The 26079-nt window shown below is 67.4% G+C and carries 19 protein-coding genes and 1 pseudogene; 9 read left to right on the top strand and 11 right to left on the bottom strand.

Annotated elements, in window-relative coordinates:
* Positions 1-99 precede the first annotated feature (99 nt).
* Positions 100-1392 carry a type VII secretion-associated serine protease mycosin gene (gene mycP / locus Rhe02_RS31620; RefSeq protein ID WP_203912085.1) on the top strand — a complete coding sequence of 431 codons (1293 nt, stop codon included), beginning with the start codon at positions 100-102 and terminating at the stop codon, positions 1390-1392.
* On the opposite strand, the gene Rhe02_RS31625 is transcribed toward mycP, so the two are convergent.
* Together Rhe02_RS31625 and eccD are read right to left on the bottom strand one after the other, a co-directional pair.
* Positions 1389-2273 (bottom strand): phosphotransferase family protein, encoded by an 885-nt coding sequence (locus Rhe02_RS31625; protein WP_203912086.1) that lies wholly within the window; start codon positions 2271-2273, stop codon positions 1389-1391. The genes mycP and Rhe02_RS31625 overlap by 4 nt on opposite strands.
* A 27-nt stretch (positions 2274-2300) precedes the next feature.
* Entirely contained in the window at positions 2301-3749 is a 1449-nt protein-coding gene (gene eccD / locus Rhe02_RS31630; RefSeq protein ID WP_239124175.1) for a type VII secretion integral membrane protein EccD, read from the bottom strand.
* A gap of 95 nt (positions 3750-3844) precedes the next feature.
* On the opposite strand from eccD, the gene eccCa reads away from it, so the two are divergent.
* On the top strand, positions 3845-7831 hold the full coding sequence (eccCa, locus tag Rhe02_RS31635) for a type VII secretion protein EccCa (protein WP_203912087.1): 3987 nt from the start codon (positions 3845-3847) through the stop codon (positions 7829-7831).
* Here eccCa and Rhe02_RS31640 read toward each other — a convergent pair whose 3' ends face one another.
* On the bottom strand, positions 7832-8332 hold the full coding sequence (locus Rhe02_RS31640) for an inorganic diphosphatase (protein ID WP_203912088.1): 501 nt from the start codon (positions 8330-8332) through the stop codon (positions 7832-7834).
* 270 nt (positions 8333-8602) lie between these two features.
* On the opposite strand from Rhe02_RS31640, the gene dacB reads away from it, so the two are divergent.
* Complete coding sequence (dacB, locus tag Rhe02_RS31645) at positions 8603-10018, top strand: D-alanyl-D-alanine carboxypeptidase/D-alanyl-D-alanine endopeptidase (protein WP_239124176.1); 1416 nt, start codon at positions 8603-8605, stop codon at positions 10016-10018.
* On the opposite strand, the gene tilS is transcribed toward dacB, so the two are convergent.
* Entirely contained in the window at positions 9999-10985 is a 987-nt protein-coding gene (gene tilS, locus Rhe02_RS31650) for a tRNA lysidine(34) synthetase TilS (RefSeq protein WP_203912089.1), read from the bottom strand. The two genes, dacB and tilS, sit on opposite strands and share 20 nt — an antisense overlap.
* Entirely contained in the window at positions 10972-11988 is a 1017-nt protein-coding gene (locus Rhe02_RS31655; protein WP_203912090.1) for an Rv3626c family coenzyme F420 biosynthesis-associated protein, read from the bottom strand. Before Rhe02_RS31655 ends, tilS begins: the two co-directional genes overlap by 14 nt.
* A 140-nt stretch (positions 11989-12128) precedes the next feature.
* Between Rhe02_RS31655 and Rhe02_RS31660 the strand changes: the two genes are divergently transcribed.
* Together Rhe02_RS31660 and Rhe02_RS31665 are read left to right on the top strand one after the other, a co-directional pair.
* Positions 12129-13643, top strand: coding sequence for a gamma-glutamyltransferase family protein (locus tag Rhe02_RS31660; RefSeq protein WP_203912091.1), 1515 nt, complete (start codon positions 12129-12131; stop codon positions 13641-13643).
* A 73-nt stretch (positions 13644-13716) separates the two neighbouring features.
* A complete protein-coding gene (locus tag Rhe02_RS31665; RefSeq protein WP_203912092.1) occupies positions 13717-16827 on the top strand; it encodes a S8 family serine peptidase in 3111 nt (1036 codons plus the stop codon).
* 31 nt (positions 16828-16858) lie between these two features.
* Here the strand turns inward: Rhe02_RS31665 and Rhe02_RS31670 are convergent, their stop codons facing one another.
* On the bottom strand, positions 16859-17806 hold the full coding sequence (locus Rhe02_RS31670; RefSeq protein WP_203912093.1) for a GlxA family transcriptional regulator: 948 nt from the start codon (positions 17804-17806) through the stop codon (positions 16859-16861).
* A gap of 85 nt (positions 17807-17891) precedes the next feature.
* Between Rhe02_RS31670 and Rhe02_RS50625 the strand changes: the two genes are divergently transcribed.
* The 4 genes and pseudogenes from Rhe02_RS50625 (at position 17892) to folE (ending at position 21353) form a co-directional block, all read left to right on the top strand.
* Positions 17892-18014, top strand: coding sequence for a hypothetical protein (locus Rhe02_RS50625; RefSeq protein WP_275412658.1), 123 nt, complete (start codon positions 17892-17894; stop codon positions 18012-18014).
* A 4-nt stretch (positions 18015-18018) separates the two neighbouring features.
* Positions 18019-18582, top strand: coding sequence for a hypoxanthine phosphoribosyltransferase (gene hpt / locus Rhe02_RS31675; protein WP_203912094.1), 564 nt, complete (start codon positions 18019-18021; stop codon positions 18580-18582).
* A gap of 177 nt (positions 18583-18759) precedes the next feature.
* A pseudogene (ftsH, locus tag Rhe02_RS31680) lies at positions 18760-20682 on the top strand (ATP-dependent zinc metalloprotease FtsH); the annotation flags it as partial.
* Between the two features lie 44 nt (positions 20683-20726).
* Complete coding sequence (folE, locus tag Rhe02_RS31685; RefSeq protein WP_203912144.1) at positions 20727-21353, top strand: GTP cyclohydrolase I FolE; 627 nt, start codon at positions 20727-20729, stop codon at positions 21351-21353.
* 3 nt (positions 21354-21356) lie between these two features.
* Here folE and Rhe02_RS31690 read toward each other — a convergent pair whose 3' ends face one another.
* The 5 genes from Rhe02_RS31690 to Rhe02_RS31710 are packed head-to-tail and all read right to left on the bottom strand — an operon-like array spanning position 21357 to position 25899.
* Positions 21357-21998: a hypothetical protein gene (locus Rhe02_RS31690; RefSeq protein WP_203912096.1), complete on the bottom strand. Its 642-nt coding sequence runs from the start codon at positions 21996-21998 to the stop codon at positions 21357-21359.
* Positions 21999-22040: 42 nt separating this feature from the next.
* Entirely contained in the window at positions 22041-23957 is a 1917-nt protein-coding gene (locus Rhe02_RS31695) for an FtsK/SpoIIIE domain-containing protein (RefSeq protein WP_203912097.1), read from the bottom strand.
* Positions 23958-24013: 56 nt separating this feature from the next.
* Positions 24014-24286, bottom strand: a complete 273-nt coding sequence (locus Rhe02_RS31700) for a hypothetical protein (protein ID WP_203912098.1) — start codon at positions 24284-24286, stop codon at positions 24014-24016.
* Between the two features lie 10 nt (positions 24287-24296).
* On the bottom strand, positions 24297-24812 hold the full coding sequence (locus tag Rhe02_RS31705; protein ID WP_203912099.1) for a nitroreductase family protein: 516 nt from the start codon (positions 24810-24812) through the stop codon (positions 24297-24299).
* 13 nt (positions 24813-24825) lie between these two features.
* Entirely contained in the window at positions 24826-25899 is a 1074-nt protein-coding gene (locus tag Rhe02_RS31710; RefSeq protein ID WP_203912100.1) for a DUF2786 domain-containing protein, read from the bottom strand.
* Between the last annotated feature and the right edge of the window lie 180 nt (positions 25900-26079).

Below are 26079 nucleotides of genomic sequence, written 5' to 3' on the forward strand. Positions count from 1 at the left end.
GGCGTGAGCTAGAGCAACGCGCGGGGGTGGGGAGGTCGGGGGGAACTTCTTCTGGTCGATGGGGCGAGCTTCGTGCAGAATGGCGGCATCGTTCCCCCGATGACCACACCGAGCCAGGTTCCCGTGGCTCCCAGCGCCGGATCGCGTTCCCCCATCGCGACGGCGCTGTTGCGCGTTGCCGCGTCCGTGCTGCTGGCTGCGGTTCTGGTGGCTGCGCCCGGGTTCGCCAAGCGCGACGCCAAGCCGAAGCCGGTTGCCGTCATCGCCGAGATCCCGCGTGACAGCGTGCGCAGCGACCAGTGGCAGGTCGATCTGCTCAAGGGGCAGAAGGCTTGGCGGCTGTCGACCGGCAGCGGCGTGATCGTGGCGGTGATCGATTCGGGGGTGGCCGCGGACCATCCCGATCTGGCCGGGCAGGTGCTGCCCGGTATCGATCTGGTGAATCCGGGTGGTGATGGCACCGCCGACGCGGTCGGCCACGGCACCACGGTCGCCGGCCTGATCGCCGGCCGCAGCGACGACGGTCAAGGCGTGCTCGGCCTCGCTCCCGACGCGAAGATCCTCCCGGTGAGGGTTCTGGACGCGGAAAACAAGTACAACGACGCCAAGGTGGTGGCCGAGGCCCTGGTCTGGGCGGTGGACCACGGCGCGACGGTGGTCAACCTGTCCCTTGGCGGTGGCGTGGCCAGCCCCGCGCTGGCCGAAGCCATCGATTACGCGTTCGCCCGGGACGTGGTGGTCGTCGCATGTGTTGGCAACGTGCTCCCCAACGGGCCCACCTCGGTGTGGCATCCGGCTAGTGAGCCCGGAGTGCTGGCGGTGACGGCGCTGACCCCCACTGGCGATCTTTGGCGCCGTTCGCTGACCGGTGCCTCCACTGTGCTGGCCGCGCCCGGCTCCGATCTGGTCGGGGCCCGGCCCGGCGGTTATCAGCGGGTGCAGGGCACCAGCTTCGCGGCCCCGCTGGTCGCCGCGACCGCCGCGCTGATCCGCAGCCGTTGGCCGCAGATGTCGGCCGCCAACGTGGTGCAGCGATTGATAGTCACCGCCGATGACACCGGGTCGCCGGGACGCGACGACAGCTTCGGCTTCGGCATCGTCGACCCCTTCGGCGCGCTTACCGCGGATGTTCCCGAGGTGTTGACCAACCCGCTGGACAACACTCCGCCGCCCGGAAAGTCGGGCTTCGGCCCGGCCGCATCCGAGCCTTCCGTTGACGCCTGGCCGCCTCGCGAGCGCGGCCGCATCCGGCCCTTGCCCGGCCTGTCGCCGAACACGATGGCCGCCACAGGACCCGTTCCCCGCGGCGAGAAACCGGTCAGCCTTGCCGCGGCCATAGCCGGCGTCGGTGTTCTGGTCGTTGGCGGGCTGTCCCTGGTCCGCCGCCTCTAGCCGCCGGCGGGAAACAGCCAATCCATTGAGGCAAGGCATTTTTCGGTGTACCGGTCGAGCCCGGTTTGAAGGCCATACGCCAGATCTTCGAAGACGCTGCATCTGGCATAGAAGACGGCACGTTCCCGGAGCACCGCCACGTCGTCTCCGCCGATCGGATAGCGGTCAAGGGCTTCCCGAAGCGCACCCGGGCCGAGGTCGCGATAGATCAGCCCGAAATCGTGGGCCGGGTCGGTGATGGCGGCGTCGCCCCAGTCGATGATGCCGGTAGGCGTCCCCGAGGCGGGTTCGATCAGCACATGTTCGATGCCCAAATCGTTGTGGGAGAACACCAATTCCCTCCTGGCCGGTGGCGACGGGGCGTGCAGGAAGGTCTCGATGTCAGGCCGTAGCGACGCCGGTATCCACTCGGCGACGGTCCCATACGTCTCGGCCGCCTCGCGCTGCCACTGCGCCAGCGGCTGGTCATCGACGTCCACCAGGTCGGCCCATCGCTGCGCCGGTGAGGCGTGGAGAACCGCCAGCAGCTCGCCGAGGCGGGCCGCGATCGACGTGCCGACTTCTGATCGCCGATGGCGGGGCACCTCCAGCAGCGGGACGCCGGGGAGTTTGAAGTAAGCCAGGCAACCATGTTCCGCGGCAACGAACACCGGCTCCGGGACGGGCAGCGGTGAAACACCTGCGACCGCGGAAAGCAGGCGGGCCTGCTTGCCGAGCAGCGCTTGGTCCGGATCGTTGCTGAAGCGCACCACCAGCTCGCCGTTGACCTTGTAGGCGATGTTGTCCAGGCCCGAACCCAGCTGCTCCACCGAGCGCACTCGATAACCGGGCAGGTGCGCCTGCACAACGTCATGGACCTCGGCGAGGCTTGGGCTGGCCATCCGCCCAAGCCTATCGACCGTCCGTGGTTACGCTGTCCAGCTTTGGATGGCGGCGTAGATGCCCAGCACCCAGCCGGCCACCGGGACAACGCTGACGACTATGAGCAGGTCGAAGATGTCTGCGGCGCGGCCGACGTAGGGGGAGGGGGTTGTCCGGCTCCACGTCTGTCCGGCTAGGACGACGATCAAGGCGAGGACCACGGCACCGACCGCGAAGAAGGCGCGAGTGGAGCCATTGGCGGTGAACACCAGGCCGCCCAGCAGCATGATGTGCCCGAGCAGGCCGGCGGCGATCAGCGGCCCGCGCTGGCGGATGGTGACGAAAAGCCGGGAGCGCAGCAGCAGGGCGGTGGCCCCGACCGCGACGAGAACCCGGCCGGCGGTGCCACCGGCGACGGCGAGGATCAGGGCGGCGAAAGAGGCCAGCACCGTGTAGCCCAGCAGCATTCCGGTCAGCAGCTCCTCCGACCGGCTCACCGCGGCGAAAACGCGTGAGCGGTCGGCGATCTCGCCGGTTGCCCTTCCGCGGCCGCCGCTGCTGATCGCGCCGAAGGACTCGGCGTCGCGGGGCAGGGTGATCGACGGAACGGGGACCTTTCCAAATCGGATGGCCAGCACGGGCAGCAAACCGATGCCGCAGACGAGAGCGGCGATGACGATCGCGGCCGCGCCCGCCGCACCGAGCCCGGCCAGCAGCGCGGATATGGCGCCGAGCAGGCCCACCAGACCGCCGGCCATGAAGATGCGCATGCCGTGACCCACGCCGGCCGCGCCGAGGGCGGCGAAGAGGAGCATCGCGACACAGCCCACCAGCAATTGGGACGAACCGAGCCACAGCACGCTGGGGACCACACCGCTCTGCGCCGCACCGCCGAGAAGCAGTGCGCCACCGGCGAATGCGTAGGGCAAGGCGAAGCCGGCCAGCGCGCTGCCGGCGATGCCATCGCCATAGGCCCGCGAGGCGAGCACGCCACCCACCAGCAGCAGGACGGCCACGGTCAGTGCCAGATAACCACCGGGGGCCCAGGTCGGGCCGCCTTTCAGCAGCGACATGACCCCGGCGAGGAGAAGGATCGCGGCACCGGCCAATGTGGACACGCGGGTGGCGTTCGGCGTCCACGCCGCACCGCGGCGACGTGATCCAGCCGCGATCGCCTCGACCACGTCGTCATATTCAAGCTCCGGCCATTGTTCTCGCGCCGGTACCAGATGCAGCACCTCACCATCGCGAACCCCCAGCTGTTGCAGGGATTTCGCTTCGTCCAAGGTGGTCCCGTCGGCGCGACGGGCGATCCAGCCGCCATGCTGTTCGCCATCGTCGGCGAGGCCTATTCCGGCATGGCGCAATAATTCCGGCAATAGCTCCGCAAGTGCCACCATGGCCGGCAGCGCAACGTCGACCCGGCGTTGCGGTGTGTGCAGCGTGACGCGGGTGAGCCCGGAGCTCGAGGTGATGGTCGTGGCGGGGTGAGTCACGCGCTACAGACTGCCATATAACACCCATCCCCAGGCACCCGATGGATGGCATAACATGGGCCACGCTCGACAAGAGTGGGGGGAGGAGCGCGGAAATGGGAACGATCATTGTCAAGCGGCTGCCGAGGCGGCCCGCGCCCGAGATCCCCGCAGGTGAGCTGCTCATCGACCCACCCCCGGAGATTCCTCAGGCGTCCGGTGGCAAGTGGCAGCAGGCGCTGATGATGCTGCCCATGCTCGGTGGCACCCTGTCGATGGCGATGATGTACGGAGCGGGCACCGGTAAAGCCAACCCGATGTCCTATGTGGCGGGCGGCATGATGGGCCTGTCCAGCCTCGGCATGATCGCGGCAAGCTTCGCCGGCGGCGCAGGTCAGCCCAAGAAAGCGGAGATGATGGCGGCCCGCCGCGAATATCTTCGTCACCTCGCCGGCCTGCGCCGCAACGCTCGCAAGACCGTGCAGCAACAGCGGCACGGGCTCTACTACCGCCACCCCGATCCGCAGCGGCTTTGGTCCACAGTGGACAGCTTCCGGCTCTGGGAGCGCAGGCCGCACGACCCCGACTTCGGCATCGTCCGGGTGGGCATCGGTCCACAGTCGCTGGCCACGCCGCTGCTCCCGCCGGAGACCCGGCCGCTGGAGGAGCTCGAGCCGATGACGGCGGGTTCGCTGCGCCGGTTCCTTGACGCCTATTCGGTCATCGATGATCTGCCGGTGGCCCTGTCGATCCGGGGCTTTGGCCGGGTCTTCCTGCGCAACGATGTCGGTCATGGCGGCTACCGCGGCGCAAGCCAGAGTTACAGCGAGGAGGAGGGCTCAGAGGCGCACGGCCTGGCCCGCGCGATGCTCGCGCAGCTGGCCACCTTCCACGCCCCCGATGATCTGCTGATCGGCATCTGCTCGTCGATGTACCGCCGCGAGAGCTGGGACTGGGCCAAGTGGCTTCCCCACCACCAGCACCCCTCCAAAGTGGACGCTGTCGGCCCGGCTCGCCTCTTCGCCAGCACCGCCGCTGAGCTGGAAAGAATGCTCGATGACGTGATCGCCAACCGCCCGCGGTTCGGCACGGGTGACGGTGCCCCGCACGTCGTCGTGGTGCTCGATGGGGCCGACATGACCAACTCGGCTCACCTGTCGCTGCCCGAAGGGCTGGCCGGGGTCACCATTCTCGACCTTGACTCGCCCCCGCCGCGGCTGCTCGACCGCAGCATGCTCACCCTCGAGGTGGTCGGCCGCGGCCGGGAGCTGCACACCACGACCGCGATGTCGGTGGCGGAGGTCGGCGTGGCCGACCGGCTCAGCCTGCCCGAGGCGGAAGCGTTGGCGCGCAGGCTTTCCCCGCTTCGCCTCAGCGCCGCGGCGGTGGCCTCCGACGCCGCGATGACCAGTGAGAAGGGCCTTGCCGATCTGCTCGGCATTCCCGACCCGGAGCGGTTCGACGTCGCCTATGGCTGGGCGCCGCGTGCCAACCGCAACCGGCTGCGGGTCCCGATCGGTGTCGGACCAGACGGCACCTCGATCGAGATGGACATCAAGGAGTCGGCACAGGACGGCATGGGCCCGCACGGTCTGCTGATCGGCGCGACCGGCTCGGGTAAGTCGGAGTTCCTGCGCACCCTCGTGCTCGGGCTCGCGGCGACCCATTCGTCGGAGTTGCTGAATTTCGTGCTGGTCGACTTCAAGGGTGGGGCGACCTTCGCCTCGCTGGACAAGCTGCCGCACACCTCCGCGGTCATCACCAACCTCGAGGGCCAGGCCGGCATGGTCGACCGCATGGGCGACGCCATCGTCGGCGAGGTGATGCGACGCCAGGAGCTGCTCGCCAAGGCGGGAAACTTCGCCAACCTCAAAGACTATGAGAAGGCGCGGGCGGGCGGAGCGCCGCTGGCGCCGTTGCCCTCGCTGTTCATCGTCTGTGACGAGTTCTCCGAAATGCTCACCGCCAACCCGGAGTTCATCGAGATCTTTGTCCAAATTGGACGGGTGGGCCGCTCGATCGGCGTGCACCTGCTGCTGGCCAGCCAGCGACTCGAGGAAGGCCGGCTGCGCGGTCTGGACACCCATCTGTCCTACCGGATCGGCCTGCGCACCTTCTCCGCCATGGAGTCCCGCGCGGTGCTCGGCGTCGGCGACGCCTACGACCTGCCCAAGGCGCCTGGCCACGGGTACCTCAAATTCGGCTCGGAACCGTTGCAGCGCTTCAAGGCCGCCTATGTCTCCGGCTCGTTCAAGAAGGCCGGCCAGGCGGGCGAGCGCCGGCGCAACCCCGATATCGATTTGATCCATGAGTTCTCGACCCGCTTCATCCCGGTACCGGAAAAGCCAAAAAACGCCGAGCCAGAGGTGAACTGGGACGTCAAGCCGGGCGAGAGCCTCCTCGACGTGATGATCGATCGGATGGTCGGGCAAGGCCCGCCGGCGCACCAGGTCTGGCTGCCGCCGCTGGATATCTCCGACCCGCTCGATCTCCCGTTCGGCCAGGTGGGTCTCGTGGAAGGGCGCGGCTTGACGGTCGCCAACCCGGAGCTGCGCGGCTCACTGCGGGTCCCGGTGGGGATCATCGACAAGCCCGCGCAGCAGTTGCGCGATCTGCAGTGGGTGCGGCTGGCCGACGGCTCGGCCGGTCACGTGGCCGTGGTGGGCGGTGGCCAGAGCGGCAAGTCGCAGCTGCTGCGCACGCTGATCACCGGTTTGGCGCTGACCCACACCCCGCAGGAGGTGCAGGTCTACTGCCTCGACTTCGGTGGCGGCTCGCTGGGCGCGATCCGTGATCTTCCCCATGTCGGCGGGGTGGCCGGTCGCCTTGACGCGCTTCAGGTGCGACGCACGGTCAGCGAGGTGGCCGAGCTGCTGAACAACCGGGAGGCCCGGTTCGCCCAGCACGGCATCGAGTCCATGGCCGCCTACCGCAAGCTGCGCGCGGCGGGCCGCTTCAACGACGACCCGTTCGGCGACGTATTCCTTGTGGTCGATGGCTGGACGACGATCCGGGAGACCTTCGACGACCTCGAGCCGATCATCACCGACATCACCACCCGCGGTCTGGCCTACGGCGTCCACGTGGTGGCCTCGACCTTGCGCTGGCGCGACTTCCGGCCGGCCATCGCCGACCAGTTCGGCTCGAAGATCGAGCTCAAGCTGGGTGATCCGAGCGACTCGATCTGCCGCAACCGCAAGATCGCCCCGAACGTCCCGTCCCGGCCAGGGTTCGGCGTCACGCAGGACGGTCTGTTCACGCTCGCGTTGCGACCCGAGATCGACGCGGTGGGTCCGGCCGACGAGCTGGTGCGCCAGATCTCCAAGCATTGGACGGGCGCGCCCGCGCCCCGGGTCCGCATGCTGCCCAACGTCTATGCCTACGACCGGCTGTCCTTCGACGGGCTCGATCGGTGGACGCTGCCGCTCGGGGTCGGCGACGACCTCACCCCGGCCGCCCTGGACTTCATGTCCGACGTGCACCTGGTGGCGTTCGGCGAGAGCGAGTGCGGTAAGTCGACCATGCTGCGCCAGATCGCCACCTCGATCGCCAAGCGCTACGCGCCCGAGGACGCGAAGATCCTCATCGTGGATCCGAGGCGCAGCCTGCTCGGGGCGGTGACGACGCCGCACCTGATCGGCAACGTCAACAGCCTGGGCCAGGTGCCCGACTACATGAACGCGATCGCCAACAAGATGGCCGAGCGCCGTCCGCCCGCCGATGTCACTCCACAGCAGATGCGGGAGCGGCCGTGGCTGGCGGGCCGGGGCGAGTTCTTCCTGATCATCGACGATTACGACATCGTCGCCTCGATGCCGGTGCACCCGCTGACGCCGCTGGTGAACTATCTATTCGAGGCGAAGGACGTCGGCCTGCACCTGATCACGGTGGCCAACATGAACTGGAACAGGGCCGGTTACGACCCGGCGCTGGCCCAGCTCAAGTCGGCGGGTGCGCCTTACCTGCTGATGTCGGCGGACAAGAGCCTGGGCAACCCGTTCGGCGGCGCGTTGCGCAACGAGCGGATGCCGGCAGGCCGAGGCCGTCTGGTCACCCGGCGCGGCGCGCGGCTTATCCAGCTGGCCGATCTGCCAGCGCTCTAGTCAGTGCGCCGCGCGCTCGAGGCGCTCCTTCTCCCGCAGGAAGGAGCGCTTGATCTCGGCCTCGGCCTCGACGCGGCCGACCCAGGTCGCGCCCTCGACGCTCTTGCCCGGCTCCAGGTCCTTGTAGACCTCGAAGAAGTGCTGAATCTCGAGCCGGTCGAACTCGGGGACGTGATGGATGTCGCGAAGGTGTTCCTGCCGCGGGTCGTGGGCCGGCACGCAGAGCACCTTGTCGTCGCCGCCCTTCTCGTCGCGCATGCGGAACATGCCGATCGCGCGGCACAGGACAAGGCAGCCGGGGAAGGTCGGCTCCTGGATCAGCACGAGGGCGTCGAGCGGGTCGCCGTCCTCGCCGAGGGTGTTCTCAACGAAGCCGTAGTCGGCCGGGTACTGGGTCGACGTGAATAGGGTGCGGTCCAGGCGGATTCGCCCGGTCGCGTGGTCGACCTCGTACTTGTTGCGCTGTCCCTTAGGGATCTCCACCGTGACGTCGAAGTCCATTTCACGCTCCGCCTTGCCTGTATGTTCACGTCTGTCAGCCGACGCCGTTAGTGTCGCTTAGCGCGTCTCACATGCCCGAGGGAGGCTCCGTTGGGGAGGCCAGGTTCACACTACGACGCGGAGTCGGCAGGTGAGGCAGGTTCGCCCTTCCCGGGTTATCCACAGGCTGTTGACCAGGGGCAAAGTGGTTTTCCACGGAGTTATCCACAGCCAGGGCCCGCTTTACCCCCCAGTTATCCACAGGCTGTGCACAAGTCCACACCGCCGCCTGTGGAAAAGCGCCGGAAGCTGCGCCCGATCGTGCTGTCCGCGGCTCTGGCCCTTTTGCTGCTGATCGGGGTCGGTGGCTGGCACTGGTGGCAGAACAGGGCGACGTTCACCACACCCGCTCCGGCATCGAGCAGCGAGCCGATCCCGGGTCCGGTGCTCAAGCCGTTGACGGGTGCCGCGGTGCCGACCGGCAGCACCCTCAAGGAGCAGCTTGAGCCGCTGGTCGTGGGCACGGTGCTGGGCAAGAACGTGAGCGTCTCCGTGGTGGACCTGCGCTCCGGCAAGGTGCTTTACGAGCGCGATCCCACCAACACCGTGATTCCAGCCTCGAATACCAAGCTGGTGACCGCGGCCGCCGTTCTCGCCACCCGAGGCGCCGCATATCGGATCACCACCACGGCCGTCGCCGGTGCCAACCCCGGCGAGGTTGTTCTGGTCGGCGCGGGTGACGCGACCCTGGCCGTCGACGGGGAGGGCTTCTACGCCGGCGCGGCGCGGCTCGACCAGCTGGCGGAGCAGATAAAGAAGTCGCTCGGCACCACCAAACCCACCAAGGTGATCGTCGACGGCTCGCTCTACTCGGGGCCGGTGCTCGGCCCGGCCTGGGAGGCGAACGCGAACGAAGAGGGCTACACCTCCAAGATCACAGCCTTGATGATCGATGGGGCGCGCGAGGATCCGAAGGATCAGGAGACGCCTTTCGATCGCTACTCCGATCCGGAGCTGGCCGCCGGGCAAGCTCTTGCCAAGCTGCTGGGCGTGCCGAACAGTGCCGTGTCGCGCGGCACCGCGCCCGCGGCCTCCGGCACCGCCGCCCCCTCGGCTTCCGCGCCGATCGCTCCCGGCGCACAGCTGGGCGCGGTGAAGTCGGCGCCGATGTTGCGCCAGCTTGAGCAGATGCTTGGCCACAGCGACAACACTCTCGCCGAAGCGCTGGCCCGCCAGGTGGCCTTGGCGAAGGGAAAACCCGCCTCCTTCGAGGGCGCCGCGGAAGCGGTCGAGCAGGTGCTGACCGAGCTTGGCCTGCCCGTCGGCCAGTTCGACCTCGCTGACGGCGCGGGCTATTCGACGCAGAACCAGCTCAGCCCCAATGTGCTGACCGGCCTGATGACCAGGGCGGCCGACGGTAAGCACGCCGGGCTGGCCGACCTTTTCAACCTGCTGCCGGTGGCCGGTTGGTCGGGCTCGCTGGACTACCGCTTCGCCAAGCCCGAAGCAGCCAGCGGTCTGGGCGTGGTGCGGGCCAAGAGCGGCACGCTGCAGAAGGTCAACTCGATCTCCGGCGTCGTGCAGACCGCCGATGGAGGCCTGCTCGCCTTCGCGGTGCTTGCCGAAAACGTGCCGACCTGGCAATACCCGGCCCAGGACGCGCTCGACAGGATCGTCGCGAAGATCGCTAGCTGCGGCTGTAGCTGAGGGTTCGTCCCGACCGGTGCACGCTGATCCCGCCCGGCAGCTGGGTCGCGCCCTGCCCGTGCCAGGCGGTGACGAGCGCGTCGATCGCGGCCACGTGCCGGTGCGAAAGCGCCGCCCGGGGCACGCCCAGCGAGGTCACCCAGTGATGCAGCACGCGTGTCCTGATCGGGTCGGCAAGCGCGGCAAGCGCATCGACCGACAGGCCCGCTTCTGCCGCACACCGTCCAAACGCGACGATGGCTTCTTCATCCAGGTACCGGGAGTCCGCCGCCACGAGCGAAGCTGTGCGAGCGAGATTGGGCACCACATCGGCCCCCAGCGCCGCGACAATCGCGGGCATGACCGACGCCCGGACCCGGGCGCGCGTATAGGAAGGATCGACGTTGTGCGGGTCGTCCCAGACGGTCAAGGTCTGCGCCTCGCACGCGGCCCGGCAGGTGGCCCGCGAAATCCCCAGCAATGGCCGCACGAAAAGCACGCCATGGCGCTCGAATCGGGCCGGCATCGCGGAGATCCCGCGCGGCCCGCTGCCGCGTGCCAATGCCAGCAGCACGGTCTCGGCCTGATCGTCCTCCGTATGTCCTAACAGGACACAGGTCGCGCCGAGTCGTTGCGCCGCATCGGCAAGCGCCAGATAGCGCGCCTCCCGCGCCGCCGCTTCCGGCCCGCCCGAAGTTCCCACCTCCACGGTGACCACCTCGTTAGGCGTCGCCCCCGCCGAATCGGCCCACTTAACCACCGCCTGCGCCCGCTCGGCGGAACCATCCTGCAACCCGTGGTCCACCGTGACCACTCCCACGCGCGGCGCAACAAACACCGCAGCCGCTGCGAGCGCCAAAGAATCCGCGCCCCCCGAACAAGCCACCACCACCAACCCAGCGGCGGGCGGTGGGGGCGGGGTGGCGGTGGGGAGGGCCGCGCGGACGGCGTTGCGGACCGCTGCTACCGCGGGGCTAAGCCGCGACACGGTCCACCCAGGACTGCGGGGATGACAGCTCGTCGAGGCGGGGGAGGGTCTGCGGCGAGTCGAAGATGTGGTTGAAGCCGTCCATGCCGATGGTTTCGATCACCTTGGCCACGAAGGCTCTGCCCTGTGTGTACTGCTTGAGTTTCAGCTCGACCCCGAGCAACCGCCGCAGGTATTGCTCCAGCGGATTCGCCGCTGCCCGGCGGCGGTCGAAGGAGGCTCGGATTCGGCTGACGGAGGGGATGACCGAAGGGCCTACGCCGTCCATGACGACCTCTGCGTGTCCCTCCAACAGGGTCATGATGCAGGTGAGACGGTCGAGCACGGCCTTCTGCTCCGGGGTCTGCATGGCGTCGAGCAGGCTCACGCCATCTTTGCCGCGCGCAGCGTCGAGCATCTTGCCGGCCTGCTGCCAGACCTGGCGCGACGGTTCGGTGGCGGCGACGAACTGATGGATCTCGGCGACGAAATGGTCCCTCAGCCATGGGACGGCCGTGAACTGCGTGCGGTGGGTGACCTCGTGGATGCTCACCCAGAGCCGGAAGTCGCGCGGGTCGACGCCGAGTTTGCGCTCCACCGCGACCACGTTCGGCGCGACGAGCAGCAGTTTTCCGGGATTGTTGCCGAAGACCTCGTACTGCCCGAGGACCTTGCCCGATAGATAGGCCAGCAGGGTCCCGGCCTGGACCCCGGCCACCTTTGAGCTGACCGCGCCGGCCACGTTGCCGATCTTCGGATTGAGCTTGTCGGCCAGCGGCCCCAGGACTGTGCGCAGCCCGGCCACGTTTTCGGCGGCCCAGCTTTTGCGGTCGACCACGGCCACGGGCGCGTCGGCGAGCTGTGGCACCAGCCGGGTGTAGGCCGCGACGTGCTCACTTGCCTCCTCAGCGCACCGGCGCAGGTCGGCGACGACCGCGGTGGCCTCGCTCAAGGTCACGGAAGGCCCGGTCGGCCCGAGCCGTGCGGCGGTAGAGGTGGCCAGGTCCCAGTCAACGAGTGGCATATACCGACACTAGCCCGGCGTCGGCCGGGGACCTCACCTGTTCGCCGCACACCTCGCGAACCGGTTTGCGACCGCCATCGCGGGACAAACGCCCAAGGTCGGGCCTAGAGAGAGCTCTCAGCTGGGCCTAGGCTTGACCGATGCGTGCTCAATCGACCGGTCGATCACCGATCTACGGAGCTAACGGCGTCGTCGCGACGTCCCAGCCCCTCGCCGCCCAATCGGGTTTGGCGATTCTGCGTGAAGGTGGCAACGCTGTCGATGCCGCGATCGCCACGGCGGTGACCCTGACCGTGGTGCAGCCCGGGTCCAATGACATCGGTGGGGACCTGTTCGCCCAGGTGTGGGATGGCACGTCGCTGTATGGACTGAACGGCTCTGGCCGTACCCCACAAAAGCTTGGTTTAAATGTCTGGCAAAACGCCACCGAGCGCACCTTCGGATGGCTGCCGGTGAGCGTGCCGGGAGCTCCGGCCGGTTGGCGTGATCTGCACGAGCGCTTCGGGCGGCTGCCCTTCGAGAGGTTGTTTGCCGACGCTATTCGTTATGCGGAGCATGGGTTTCCGGTGTCGCCGGTGATAGCCGCCGGCTGGGCGCGGGTGAACGTGCCGGACCTGCCCGAGTGCCGTGAGTGGGCAACCGTCTACGGTCAGCGGCCCGGAGCGGGGGAGCTGTTTGTCAGCCATGAGAAGGCGCGCACGCTGCGTCTGATCGCGGGCAGCCATGCGGGCGAGTTCTATCACGGCGAGATCGCTGACGCCCTCGACGCGTTCGCGCGGGAGACCGGTGGGCTGCTCACCGCACAGGACATGGCGGCGCACACCAGCGAATGGGTCGAGCCGATCAGCGCGAGCTATCGCGGCTACACCGTGCACGAGCTGCCGCCCAATGGGCAGGGAGTGGCTGCGCTGCAGGCCCTCGCGCTGCTCGACGGGCTGCCCGAGCATGGCCTGCACGAGCAGATCGAGGCGATGAAGCTCGCCTTCGCCGACACCTTTGCCTATGTCGGCGATGCCCCCATGCCGGGGTTGCTCGAAGAGTCCTATGTGGACTCCCGACGCAAGCTGATCGGGCCAAAGGCGATCGAGCCGGTGCCCGGCGACCCGGTTCGGGGTGGGACGGTCTATCTGGCCGCGGCCGATGGCGAGGGGATGATGGTGAGCCTCATCCAGTCCAACTACATGGGCTTCGGATCCTTCGTGGTGCTGCCCGGCTACGGCTTCGGCCTGCAGAACCGGGGCGCCGACCTGTCGGACGACCCCGCTCATCCCAACGCGGCGGGGCCTGGGAAGCGGCCCTTCCACACCATCATTCCGGGCTTCCTGAGCCGTGACGGCGTGCCGGTCGGGCCGTTCGGGGTGATGGGCGGGCACATGCAACCCCAGGGCCATCTTCAGGTGGTGCTGGCCACCGTCGACGGCGGTCTGGATCCCCAGGCGGCGCTGGCCCAGCCGAGGTGGCGCTGGGAACGCGGCCTGCATGTCTTCGCCGAGCCGGAGCTGGACACCGACGGCCTCGCCGAGCGCGGCCATCGGGTCGAGGTGACCCGCGAGCGCGGCGGGTTCGGGATGGGCCAAGCGATCTGGCGGCTCCCGTCGGGAGGCCTGGTGGCCGGTTCCGAGCCGCGGGCTGACGGTCAGGCCGCAGCCTGGTAATACGAGGCTCGTTGTCCGGTTTGTGAAGCTACCGGTGATCGTGGGCCTAGTGATCTTGGCCAGTCTGTCCCAGGTGACAGTGAATTCCGCGGCCCATGCGGCCGACCAGAAGATAGGACCGGTGGCCAGGGAGGAGGCGGGCCGGACAGCGAGCAGCCGAATTGCCCGCACAGATCGAGCGCTGCTCGGCCGCAACGACACCGAGCCGATTCCGGTCCTGGTCAAGCTCGACCACGATCCGGTGGCCAGCTACCGCGGCGGGATCTCGGGCTACGCCGCCACCAGCCCGGCGCTGACCGGGCGGCGGCTGACCGGCTCGGACGCCGACGAACTCGCCTATGCCAAATACCTGGAACAGCGGGAGACGCGCTTCACCGACCAGCTCACGCAACGGCTGCCACAGGTCAAAGTCCGGCAGCGGCTGCGGACCGTCTACGGCGGGATGGCGCTGACCGTCCCGGCCAACCGGGTCAAGGATCTGCTCACGCTCGACAGTGTGGTGGCCGTACAGAAAGACGAGCTGCGCCAGCCGTTGACCGACTCGTCGTCACAGTTCATCGGCGCCGACCGCGTGCAGCAGGACCTGGGTGGAGCACGCCGTGCGGGCAAGGGTGTGCTCGTCGGCATCCTCGACACCGGGGCATGGCCCGAGCATCCCTCCTTCGCCGACCAAGGCGTGCTGGGTACCCCGCCCACGCTGAGCCGCAGGCGCCCATGCGACTTCGGGGAAGGGTTCACCTGTAACAACAAGCTCATCAGCGGGCAGGCGTTCCTCGACTCCTACCTGACCGTTCACGAGACCGAGACCTACACCACCGCCCGCGACAGCGACGGCCACGGCACCCACACCGCCTCCACCACGGCGGGCAACGTGCTTGAGAGCGCCAAGGTCTTCGGGGTCGAGCGCGGCCCCATCCGGGGGGTGGCTCCCGGCGCTTGGCTGGCCGTGTACAAGGTCTGCGGCGCGGAGGGTTGCATGTCCTCGGACTCGGCGGCCGCGATCTCGCAGGCGATCTACGACGGGGTCGATGTCGTCAACTATTCGATTTCCGGTGGTACGGATCCCTTCACCGACCCGGTCGAGATGGCGTTCCTGGACGCTTACGCCGCAGGCGTTTTCGTGGCCGCATCGGCCGGCAACTCCGGGCCCGGCGAGGGTACGGTCAACCACCTCTCGCCCTGGGTCACTACTGTCGCGGCGTCGACGCAGACCCGGGCGTTCGAGGCGACGCTGACCTTCAGCAACGGGCAGAAGCTCACCGGCGCCTCGATCACCGCCGGCGTGGGCCCGGCACCGGTGGTGCGCAACGGCAAATGTCTGGAGCCGGCCAAGGCCGGTGCCTTCCTGGGGAAGATCGTCGTGTGTGAGCGCGGCGGAAATGCCCGTGTGGACAAGGGCTGGAACGTCAAGCGGGGCGGCGCTGTCGGCATGATTCTGTTCAACCCGACGCTTCAGGACGTGGAGACCGACAACCACTGGCTGCCCGCCGTGCATCTTCCGGACAACGCCATCGTGTCCATTCTGGACAGTGCGCCGGACCTGACGGCCACCATCAGCGCTGGCGTCAAAGCCAAGGGCCGGGGCGACGTGATCGCCGGGTTCTCCTCGCGTGGCCCGGGCGGGCTCGCGCTCAAGCCGGACGTCACCGCCCCGGGCGTACAGATCCTCGCCGGGCACACCCCAAAGCCGACCGAGACCGCCGGCGGCCCGCCCGGCGAGCTGTTCCAAGCCATCGCCGGCACATCGATGTCCTCACCGCACGTGGCTGGCGCGGCCGCGCTGCTGGCCGCGAAGCGCCCCGAGTGGACCCCGGGTCAGCTCAAGTCCGCGCTGATGACGACCGCGCTCACCGACGTGGTCAAAGAGGACCTGACCACCCCGGCCGACCCCTTCGATTTCGGGGCGGGCCGGATCGCGGTCGACAAAGCAGCCCAGCCCGGGCTGACCATCGCCGAGACCGCGGAACGGATGCTGCGCTACGCCGACGACGAGGTCAACGCGATCAACCTCAACCTGCCGTCGGTCAACGCACCCATCATGCCCGGCCGGCTTCGTACCACCCGGGTCGTGCGCAACGACACCAACCAGCTGTTGACCTACCACCTGAAGTCGGCCGATGACGCGGTCACGGTCAGCCCTGCCGTCGTCACGGTCGCGGCGGGCAAGACCGCGTCGATTCAGATCACCATTTCCAGTCTCGCGAACGATGCCAAGTGGCGCTTCGGTTCGGTGACCCTCACCCCGGTGCTGGGCGGCTATCCGACCCTGCACCTTCCGGTCGCCTACCGGCCGAGCCAAGGGCTGGTGACGCTGACAAGCAAATGCACCGCGGAGCGAGTGGAGATCGGCGATTCCACGGAGTGCCGGGTGAAGGTGGCCAACACCGGATATGAGGACGCGTCGGTTTCAGTCTCCACCGAGACCGGACCCGAGCTGCGGCTCGCCTCTGGCGCCATCCGCAAAGCCGATCTCGCCGGCGTGGTCCCGGGGATTCCCGCACTGTCCAAGGTGGAGGATCGCCGGTTCAAGCGGCTTGCCGTCGACGCCGACCCGATCGGCGATGAAGAGATCCTCACTTACGACGTGCCGTCGTTCACCTACGCCGGGCAGAGTTACCAGCGCATCGGGGTGGTTTCCAATGGGTACCTGGTGATCGGCACCGCGACGAGTCAGGACATCCGTTTCGAGCCGCCGACCGAGGTGACCAAGGATCGGCCGAACAACGTTCTCGCGCCCTACTGGGCCGACCTGGACGGGACCGGGGCCGATGGCATCCGGGTGGCCACGGTGCAGTCCGAAGGCAAGACGTGGATCGTGGTCGAGTGGCAGGTCAACCTCTACGGGACCGACCAAACTCAGGTCTTTCAGGCCTGGCTGGCGACCGGGGCACAGGAGAGCGTCCGCTTCGCCTACGACGCGGACGCTTTGCCGAACGGGGCCAAGACCTTCGCGGTCGGGGCTGAAAACGCTTTGGGCAAGGGCGAACTGGTCAGCGTCGCGCCCTCGAACGATGTCGCGGTGGCCAGCTCCGGTGGGCGGCCGGGCGGAATGCTCGACTTTTCGGTGACGGTCACCGGTGTGCTGCCGGCGGCTCACGCCGCGGTCACCACTTCCATGCGGAGCGACGGGGTTCCTGGTACCACGCTGAAACAGGTGAAATTTGGGGTAGACGCGCCGCGTTGAAATTTGGCGCGTGCGAAGCAACGCGCATTTGCTAGCCGCGGAATGTTTGGCGGTAGTTCTGGGGTGTGGTGCCGGCTCGCTTGCTGAAGTGATGCCGCAGCGTCGCCCCATCGCCGAAGCCGGCCCGCACGGCAACCTGCTCGATGGGCAGGTCGGTCTCTTCCAACAGCCGTCGTGCGAAAAGCACACGCTGATGGGTGAGCCAGTCGTGCGGGCTGGCGCCTGTCTCGGCCCGGAACCGGCGCGCGAAAGTGCGCGGCGCCATGTGGCTGCGATGGGCGAGATCATCAACGGTCAGCGGCTCGTCAAGGTGGGTGAGCAGCCACTCCAGCAGCGGCTGGATGGTGTCGCAGTTGGCCATCTCGGCCACCGGCGCCTCGATGAACTGGGCCTGACCGCCCGCCCGGTGCGGCGGGACCACCATGCGGCGGGCCAGTTTGTTGGCGAAGGTCGCGCCGTGTTCCTGGCGCACCAGGTGCAGGCAGGCGTCGATGCCGGCGGCCGTGCCGGCGCTGGTGATGACGCGGCCGTCGTGCACGTAGAGCGCGTCGGGCACCACCTCGGCACTGGGGAAAGCCTTGGCGAGCTGGTCGGCGTACTTCCAGTGGGTGGTGCAGCGCCGACCGTCGAGCAGCCCGGCCTGCCCGAGCGCGAACGCACCCGAGCAGACGGAGAGGATCCAAGCCCCCCGCTCCGCCGCCTCCGTCAAGGCTGCGATCGCCTCTGGCGGGACGTCGGTGGTGACCGGATGGGCCGGGACGGCCACCAGATCGGCCGTTCTTAGTGGTTTGAGATCGGCGTGGGGCGTGACCATGAATCCCGAGCGGGTTTGCACCGGCCGGCCATCGACCGAGCAGAGCGCGAAATCGTAGAGCGGGAACCCGTCAACCGACCGATCGGTGCCAAACACCTCGCAGAGCACGCCAAGCTCAAACGGCGCGATCTGGTCGAAAGCGAGGACGGCAACCCTAGTGAGCATGGTTACATCCTACGTGGCAGAAATTCGAGGAGCAATGGCATGACTGCCACTGTCCTATCTGTCCCGGGCGGGCCAAACTAAGGACATGACACTCTTCCTGGTCCTTACAATGCTGGTGATCGTCGGTGGCCTGCTCGGCAACCTCGGGCTCATCAAGACGAATTACGACCCCGACGAGCCGCAACGCCCCTTCATCCGGCACTCTTGACCACATGGGCTGGTATGACGCGGACATCGAGCGCGTGATCATCACTGAAGACGAGCTACGCGCGAAAGTGAGCGAGCTTGCGAAGCAGGTCGCCACCGATTACGAATCGGTTGACGGCCTGCTTCTTGTTTGCGTCCTCAAAGGTGCGGTCATGTTCATGGCCGACTTCTCCCGCGCGCTCGCCGCTGCTGGTGGTCCCGCGGTCGAGCTTGAGTTCATGGCGGTCTCCTCATACGGCCAGGGAACGACCTCCTCCGGCGTGGTGCGGATCATCAAGGACCTGGACCGGGACATCGCCGGTAAGCACGTGATCGTTATCGAGGACATAGTCGACTCTGGTCTCACCCTGAGCTGGCTGCTGCGCTACCTGGAATCCCGCTCCGCCAAGTCGGTAGACGTCGTGGCGCTCTTCCGTAAACCGGACGCGATCAAGGTGCCGGTACCGGTGAAATATGTCGGCTTTGATATCCCCAACGAATTCGTGGTGGGATATGGGCTTGATTACAGCGAGCGTTACCGTGAGGTCCCGTTCGTCGGTATCCTCCACCCAGACGTCTATTCTCGGTAAGGTTCGGCCACTTTTCGCTCTGGGCGAAAGCCCGCTGTGAAAGAGCTGAAGCTTTAGCGCTCAACCGCCCGCGTGGATGAGCGGAGAGTTGGCACGGTGTACCTTCGACTGAGCTGACCTAACGGTAGTGAGGAATCACCACCGGCCTCTACTGACGATCAGGACCCGATAACCAGCATGGAGAGAACTCGAATCTTCCGCCGGCCCATCTTTTGGATCTTCGTGGTCATCGCTGGCGCGATCCTCGTCAGCCAGATGTTCACGAGTGGCCCGACATATAAAGATGTCGACACCTCGGTCGCCCTTGAGCAACTGGACAAGGGCGGCATCAAGAAAGCCCTGATCCTGGACAAGGAGCAGGTGCTTCAGCTTGAGTTGAAGGACAAGGCCAAGTTCGGCGACACCGAGACCAACCGGATCCAGACGCAGTACCCGTCCACGCAGGACGTCGACATCTTCACCGAGGTGCGCGACGCCAAGACGGCGGGCAAGGTCGACACCTGGAGCACCGAGGTCACCAAGGAGAGCGTGCTGCTCTCGCTTCTGGTCAACCTGCTGCCGATCGCGATCCTGGTCATCCTGCTGCTGCTGTTCATGTCGCAGATGCAGGGCGGCGGCTCCCGGGTCCTCAACTTCGGCAAGTCCAAGGCCAAGCTCGTCAGCAAGGACACGCCCAAGACGACCTTCGCCGACGTCGCCGGTGCCCAGGAGGCGGTCGAGGAGCTCCACGAAATCAAGGACTTCCTTCAAAATCCCGCCAAATACCAGGCGCTCGGAGCGAAGATTCCTAAGGGTGTCCTGCTCTTTGGCCCTCCCGGTACGGGTAAGACCCTGCTCGCCCGCGCTGTCGCAGGCGAGGCGGGAGTCCCCTTCTACTCGATCTCCGGTTCTGACTTCGTCGAGATGTTCGTCGGTGTCGGTGCGTCCCGGGTTCGTGACCTCTTCGAGCAGGCCAAGGCCAACGCGCCTGCCATCGTCTTCGTCGACGAGATCGACGCCGTCGGCCGTCACCGCGGCGCCGGCCTGGGCGGCGGGCACGACGAGCGTGAGCAGACCCTTAACCAGCTGCTGGTCGAGATGGACGGCTTCGACGCCAAGGGCGGCGTGATCCTTATCGCCGCCACCAACCGTCCCGACATCCTCGACCCCGCGCTGCTGCGTCCGGGCCGTTTCGACCGGCAGATCGCGGTCGACACGCCGGACATGGAGGGCCGCAAGGCGATCCTGCGCGTGCACGCCAAGGGCAAGCCGTTCACGCCCGACGTCGACCTCGACACCATCGCGCGCCGCACGCCCGGCTTCACCGGTGCCGACCTGGCGAACGTCATCAACGAGGCCGCCCTGCTGACCGCGCGTCAGGACAAGCGGGCCATCGCCGACGATCAGCTGGAAGAGTCGATCGACCGTGTGATCGCCGGCCCGCAGCGGCGCACCCGGGTCATGTCCGACCACGAGAAGAAGATCACCGCCTATCACGAGGGCGGTCACGCGCTCGTGGCATGGGCGCTGCCGCACGCGGCACCCGTGCACAAGGTGACGATCCTTTCCCGTGGGCGCTCGCTCGGCCACACGCTTGTGCTGCCGACCGAGGACAAGTACACCCAGACCCGGGCCGAGATGATTGACACGTTGGCGTATGCGCTCGGCGGCCGTGCCGCGGAGGAGCTCGTCTTCCACGAGCCCACCACCGGTGCCGGCAACGACATCGAGAAGGCCACCGCCATCGCCCGCGCGATGATCACCCAGTACGGCATGAGCTCGAAGCTCGGCGCGGTCAAGTACGGTACCAGCGGCGACGAGCCGTTCCTGGGCCGCAGCTACGGCCACGAGAAGGACTACTCCGACTCGATCGCCGCCGAGATCGACGCCGAGGTGCGGTCGCTGATCGAGCTGGCGCACGACGAGGCCTACGAAATCCTCGTCGAATACCGCGACGTCCTCGACAACATAGTGCTGGAGCTGATCGAGAAAGAGACCATCTCCACCGCGGACATGACCCGCATCTGTGAGCGCGTCGTCAAGCGCCCACCGATGGCGCCGTTCAACGGCTTCGGCAAGCGGGCCCCGTCCACCCAGCCGCCGGTTCAGATCCCGGCCGAGGTAACCCTCGTCGAGAAGTCTGAGAGCACAAGCTGAACGACAAGCTGGACTTCCTAGCAGCACGTCTGGTCGACGGCTCCCTCACCGGTACCCCGGTGGAGGAGTCCGTCGACCTTAAACGTATTGCCGCCGCGGTACGCGAAATTCTGATCGCCCTCGGCGAAAACCCCGACCGTGATGGCCTGCTGGAAACACCGGCCCGGGTGGCCCGTGCCTACGCCGAGCTTTTCGCTGGGCTGCGCGCAGACCCGTCCAAGGTTCTCAAGACGACCTTCGAAGCCGACCACGACGAGTTCGTCCTCGTTCGCGACATCCAGGTGTTCTCGCTCTGCGAGCACCACCTGCTGCCCTTCAAAGGGGTGGCGCACGTGGGCTACCTGCCCGGCGCAGACGGCCGCATCACCGGCCTGTCCAAGCTGGCCCGGCTGGTCGAGGTCTTCGCCCGCCGTCCCCAGGTGCAAGAACGGCTGACCTCCCAGATCGCCGACCTGCTGGAGTCATCGCTCGGCGCACGCGGCGTGATTGTGGTTCTGGAATGCGAACACATGTGCATGGAGATGCGCGGGATCCGCAAAGCCGGATCGCGCACGGTCACCAGCGCCGTTCGCGGCCTGCACAAGACCGACTCCAAGACGCGGGGCGAGGCGCTCGCGCTAATCAACGCCCGCTAGCGCTTACAGCACCATGAACAGGAAAGCCACCAGCACCACCGGCGCCGTGCACACCAGCGCCCCAATTTCGGGCGTCTTCGGCCTTCCCGGATAGATGACTCCGAGCAGCAGCCAGGCCATGCCGAACAGCATCGCCCCCATGGTCAGCCCGCACGCCGCGGCGTAGAACACCCTTGACCGCTCATCCACAAGCAGCGCGAACACGAGCTGAATCACCGTCGTCACCGCGGCCGCAGGCCCATACGCGACAAGGTTTTGCACCGCCTGACCCGGCTCGACATCGTCTATCCGCGCCAGCGCGGCGTCGGCCACCTCCACGGTGGAGCGGGCTTGCCGCAACGCGGCCACCACCACCTTCGGGCCGCCCGCCACAGCCATCTCCGCGGAACGCTGCTCGGCCGCATTGGGCACCAGCACCAGCGACTGGACACCCGCCTGCAGCGCGGCGTCCTGCATGCGAGCGGCCTGCATCCCCAGACGCGCCTGCACCACAGGCAACTCGGCCCGCGCCGCCACCACCGCCTCAGCCTCAGCGGCGGCGGTCGCCGCGGCCTGCTGCCTCACCGCGTCCAGCCGATGGGCCGAACCCAAATACTCCGACCATGCCGATCCGCGATCGCTCACGGCCGCCCCACCTTCAGTCATCCGCCCCACCTATCCGCATTCTCGTCGCGCTTCCTGGACGGGCTAGTCATGGGCGGTGTCGGGCTGGAGAGCAGCCGGCGGCCGCGGCGCGGGCACTCTTCCCGCCGCGTAGACCAGCGGTGGCGCGGAGGCGGGCTCCCGGGCCTGCCAAAGGCGCTGCCGTAACGCCGCCAGCACCTGCGCGTCGGCATGCGGGTCGGGGAACCTCACCGTCTTCTCATGCCCACGGGTGGCACCCCTGGGACCGCCGAGCCCACCGGCCGTGTTCACCACCGCACGGCCGACCGGCAGGCTCGCGGCCGAATCGTTGGTCGCTTCGAGCACATCGCCGCCGCCGGGCAGGGCCACCCTCACCAGGAACTGGCCGAAAATGTTGCTGCTACGTGCCTTCTGCGAGCACATCACCAGATGCATGCCCACCGACCGGCCCTGCTTCGCCACCGACTCCAGCAGATTGGCCGCCTCCGCCGCGATCTCATCATTGCCCGCGAGCAACCGCTGGAATTCGTTGATCACACAGACGATTCGTGGGATTGGTGCTCCCGCACTGCGCAGCTGGTGGAAGCGGGTCACGCCGGCGTCGTTGAGAATCGCTGTGCGGCGGGTCAGCTCACGCTCCAGGGAACGCAGCACGGCCAGGCCGCCCTCGCGGTCGCTGTCCACGCCCACCTCAAGTGCGTGCGGGAGCCACGACGGGTCCTCCTCGGTGGGCGTGAACTGGCGAAGTGCGCCGGTTTCGCTGAAGTCCAGGAGGTAGAGCTGGAGCTCGTCGGGGTCGTATCTGGTACACAATCCATAAAGGACATTGATGAGGAAAGCAGTCTTGCCTGCCCCGGCTCTGCCGCCCACCAGCCAATGTGGGGTCAGATCGGTGAAATGGAGCGAGACCGGCGTGTCTCCTGCAAGGCCGACCGTTGTGGACATTCCCTCGGCCGACGTCTCTGACCACCACTGGTCGGGGTCGGGGAGCAGGTCCATCAGGTGCACCTGCCCCTGGGCCGTGAACCGCTCGGCTAGCTCACCGCAGACACGCTGGGTCAGCCTGGCCGGTGGGTCAGGGTCAAGCTTCACCGGAACGTGCAGGCCGAGCCAGACCTCAGTGGGGCTGGGCCCGGTGGGAGGAGCCGCGGTCGCGAACGGCAGACCACCGATCAACGAATATTCGGTCCGCAAGCTGACCTGCGTGCTGGCCGGCAATGCGGGCAGAGCCGGTTTCGGTCCCAAAGGCAGCGGCGGCCAGCCCGCGATGATCAGGTGTAGCCCTGCGGCGGGCCCGTTCTGTGCCAGCCCGACGATGCGTGCCAGGTCGTCCTGCGTCACAGCCGACGGCAGCGCGGCAATGATCAGAAGCATCGTGCAGTCACGCCGCCGCGGACGGGCCGCCGGCCGGCGCTGATCGGCGGGCCTGTTCGGCATCACCCAGTGCTCGGCCTCGGTGAGGATCGCCTGCAGCCCCGCCCGCTCGGTCACCGCGGGCGGCATCAAACCCGCGTCGGCGAGAGCCCCGAACGGCGCGAAAAGCGCACCGCCGACCGCGTCGACGGCTCGCACAATCAAGGTGCCCGCGGGCGCCGTGGCGAGCAGCCGCAGCAGTATCGACCGCAGAGCCCCCGCCACCCGCGGATCGCGCGAGTCGGCGCTGAAAGTCAAATGGCCCGCGCCCAGGAGCGGCACCACGGCCGGAAACTCCACGTCGTCGAGGGGATGGCCCGACCCGATGCGGATGAACTCCGGTCGCCGCTGCTCGCCCAGCGGCCCGGGGTCCACTTTGTCCAGAGGCGCACCCAGCCATCCCGGCGTCAGCTTCGCCGCCGCCTGCGTCAGCCGCAGCGCCAGCTCGTGCTGCTCGGCCAGGTCGGTGCGCGGCAACGGAACATGATCATCGAGCGCCTGTGCCGCTGCGTGAACCACCGCTGCGGCCTGGCGATGCAATGCCGCAGCCTGCTCGATGCGTTCCATCTGCGACCACCCTTCGTGGACAGAAGGTTTCCTCGCGAATTTAACGCTTGGAGGCGTCAGTCGGTGTTGAGGTAATCGATAAATTTCGCTCTGATGAGCGGTTCGGAATCTCCGTACTGGTGACCGGTGAACTCCCGCCACAGCTGCACACTGTCGTCCACCGCCGCTCCAAGATCGGCCAGCTCTCGCTCCTCGGTCTCCGGGGAGGTCGGGAGATGGTGGAACAGGTCCCAAAAGAACCCGATATCCAGCTGCTTGCGCGCCTTCGTAAAGGCGCGCTCGCGCAACTCCTCCGTGCTCAGCTTCTCCAACTCAGCAAAGTTCGTCACGACTCATACCCTACGAGACCTCACGGCTATCCCATGTTTCCCAGTGCACGGCGTCTGTGAGCCGCTTCCGGCCGCCCATCACCGCCGGCCTATGTGTTGGCGCTGGATATCCGAGAGAGACGACGGCCAGGAGACTCATCTCCTGCGGGACATGAAGCAGCGCTTTGGCTTCAGCCGGGTGGTAGATCGCGCCAATGCAGGAGCCGACACCCAGCTCATGAGCGGCGAGCTGCAGATAGGCAGCACACTGGCCGAGGTCGAAGTAGATCCACGGCTGGTCGCTCGGCGCGGCGAACGCGACACAAACCGACGCTCCGGCCACGTGGCCCATGTAGTCGCCAAGCTTCGACAACGCGACCAGGGTCTCCCGCTCACGAACGGCGACAAGTTGCCACGGTTGGGTGTTTTTGGAACTCTGCGCCCGCAGAGCGGACTCAAGTATCTTGTCGAGCACCTCCGGCGGCACTGGCTGATCGGTGAACTGGCGCACGGCTCGCTTGGTGTTAATCGCCTTCAGAACATCCATGACCAGTAGTCTTTCATCGAACCGACGTCAACGGCGCGCGTTGCGGCTGCAGCGAGGCGCGATCGGCGGCGGCCCGCCCCGCAAACCAGCCAGCTCTGTTGCCCACCGGCGAGGTCGTGGTGATGATCTGCGGGAACAGCTCCTTGACGGCCTCCTGCACAGCCTCTGCACGACTGGCGAGCACAGGCAGCAGTGAACTGCCGTGCTCCCGCTCGGCCTCGGTGCTTGCCGTCGCCGTCGCCTCGGTGAGCCGCTGCTCAATACGGTAGGCGTAGCCGGTGAGGAACGATCGCCGGAACGAGGCCGTGCGCCCATCGGCCGGCGCGCCCGCGTGGACCATCGCCGAGGTCGCCTGAACCAGAAGCGACGTGTAGAGGAGCTCGGTCGCGGCGACATCGGCAGGAAAGCCCATGACCGTGGCGAACCCAAGGTCGCGCGACCACACCGACCTGCACCGGTTGGCCGATGCGGTGACGCTGAGAAGCAGAGTTTTGGCCGCCTCATAGGGACTGTCGATTTGCATTCGGCGCCCACCAGCCGTCTCCCGGACACCGGAAGCCATGCTGAGCAACGCATAGTCGATGCTGTGGCGCGCCATCAGCTCTTGCGCTTTCGCGGAGTAGGTTTCGGCCTCCTCCGGAAAGTCGGTGGACTCGGCCTTTGCCAGCAGCGCACGCACCCGGCCGAGCATTCTCGGATCGATGTCGGCGCGCTTGGCACCCGCCCTCGCCTGACCCGGCAATGTCCCGAGCACCGGCAGATCCGGGAGACGGTATAGGAATTGAAGGAGCCGAGATGCGTAGCCGGTCGCCAGCTCCACCGGAACGTTCTGGCGCTGCGCCCATTGCGCGAGGTAGTCGTCGTCGCGGGTCCACCAAACCTTGGCCGACAACGACTCCAGCTGGTCGGTCCAGTGGCTTTCCACCGTCGCCGCGGCATAACGCCGCATCTCGGCCGCCATGATGTCGATGATCATTCTTTCGCCGGTCGACCCCGCTTTGCGGCGAAGGTATCCGGCCAGGTCTGCGGGCTGCCAGCCCTTGGACCAGGCGTCAGTTACTGCGCTTTCCATAACGCTTAGCTGCACGGGAGGAGGCTACCGCGACCCACCGACAAAACCCGGCAGCCCGGCCGACTGCATCGCGCCAAAACCGAAATTCCTATGTGGACAGACGTAGCCGCCCGGGTTTGCATACCCGGGGCGGCTTCCGTTCTGTATGACAGATCAGGGGACCGACTGGCTCCGCGAGACTTGCCGAGCACGCCC

Source organism: Rhizocola hellebori (genome assembly GCF_016862955.1).
Classification (GTDB): Bacteria; Actinomycetota; Actinomycetes; order Mycobacteriales; family Micromonosporaceae; genus Rhizocola; species Rhizocola hellebori.

Excerpts from the sequence above, each read along its gene's own strand:
- mycP (WP_203912085.1), top strand. The coding sequence starts at position 100 with ATGACCACACCGAGCCAGGTTCCCGTGGCTCCCAGCGCCGGATCGCGT.
- Rhe02_RS31625 (WP_203912086.1), bottom strand. The coding sequence starts at position 2,273 with ATGGCCAGCCCAAGCCTCGCCGAGGTCCATGACGTTGTGCAGGCGCAC.
- eccCa (WP_203912087.1), top strand. The coding sequence starts at position 3,845 with ATGGGAACGATCATTGTCAAGCGGCTGCCGAGGCGGCCCGCGCCCGAG.
- Rhe02_RS31640 (WP_203912088.1), bottom strand. The coding sequence starts at position 8,332 with ATGGACTTCGACGTCACGGTGGAGATCCCTAAGGGACAGCGCAACAAG.
- Rhe02_RS31655 (WP_203912090.1), bottom strand. The coding sequence starts at position 11,988 with ATGCCACTCGTTGACTGGGACCTGGCCACCTCTACCGCCGCACGGCTC.
- Rhe02_RS31660 (WP_203912091.1), top strand. The coding sequence starts at position 12,129 with ATGCGTGCTCAATCGACCGGTCGATCACCGATCTACGGAGCTAACGGC.
- Rhe02_RS31670 (WP_203912093.1), bottom strand. The coding sequence starts at position 17,806 with ATGCTCACTAGGGTTGCCGTCCTCGCTTTCGACCAGATCGCGCCGTTT.
- Rhe02_RS50625 (WP_275412658.1), top strand. The coding sequence starts at position 17,892 with ATGACACTCTTCCTGGTCCTTACAATGCTGGTGATCGTCGGTGGCCTG.
- hpt (WP_203912094.1), top strand. The coding sequence starts at position 18,019 with ATGGGCTGGTATGACGCGGACATCGAGCGCGTGATCATCACTGAAGAC.
- Rhe02_RS31690 (WP_203912096.1), bottom strand. The coding sequence starts at position 21,998 with ATGACTGAAGGTGGGGCGGCCGTGAGCGATCGCGGATCGGCATGGTCG.
- Rhe02_RS31695 (WP_203912097.1), bottom strand. The coding sequence starts at position 23,957 with ATGGAACGCATCGAGCAGGCTGCGGCATTGCATCGCCAGGCCGCAGCG.
- Rhe02_RS31705 (WP_203912099.1), bottom strand. The coding sequence starts at position 24,812 with ATGGATGTTCTGAAGGCGATTAACACCAAGCGAGCCGTGCGCCAGTTC.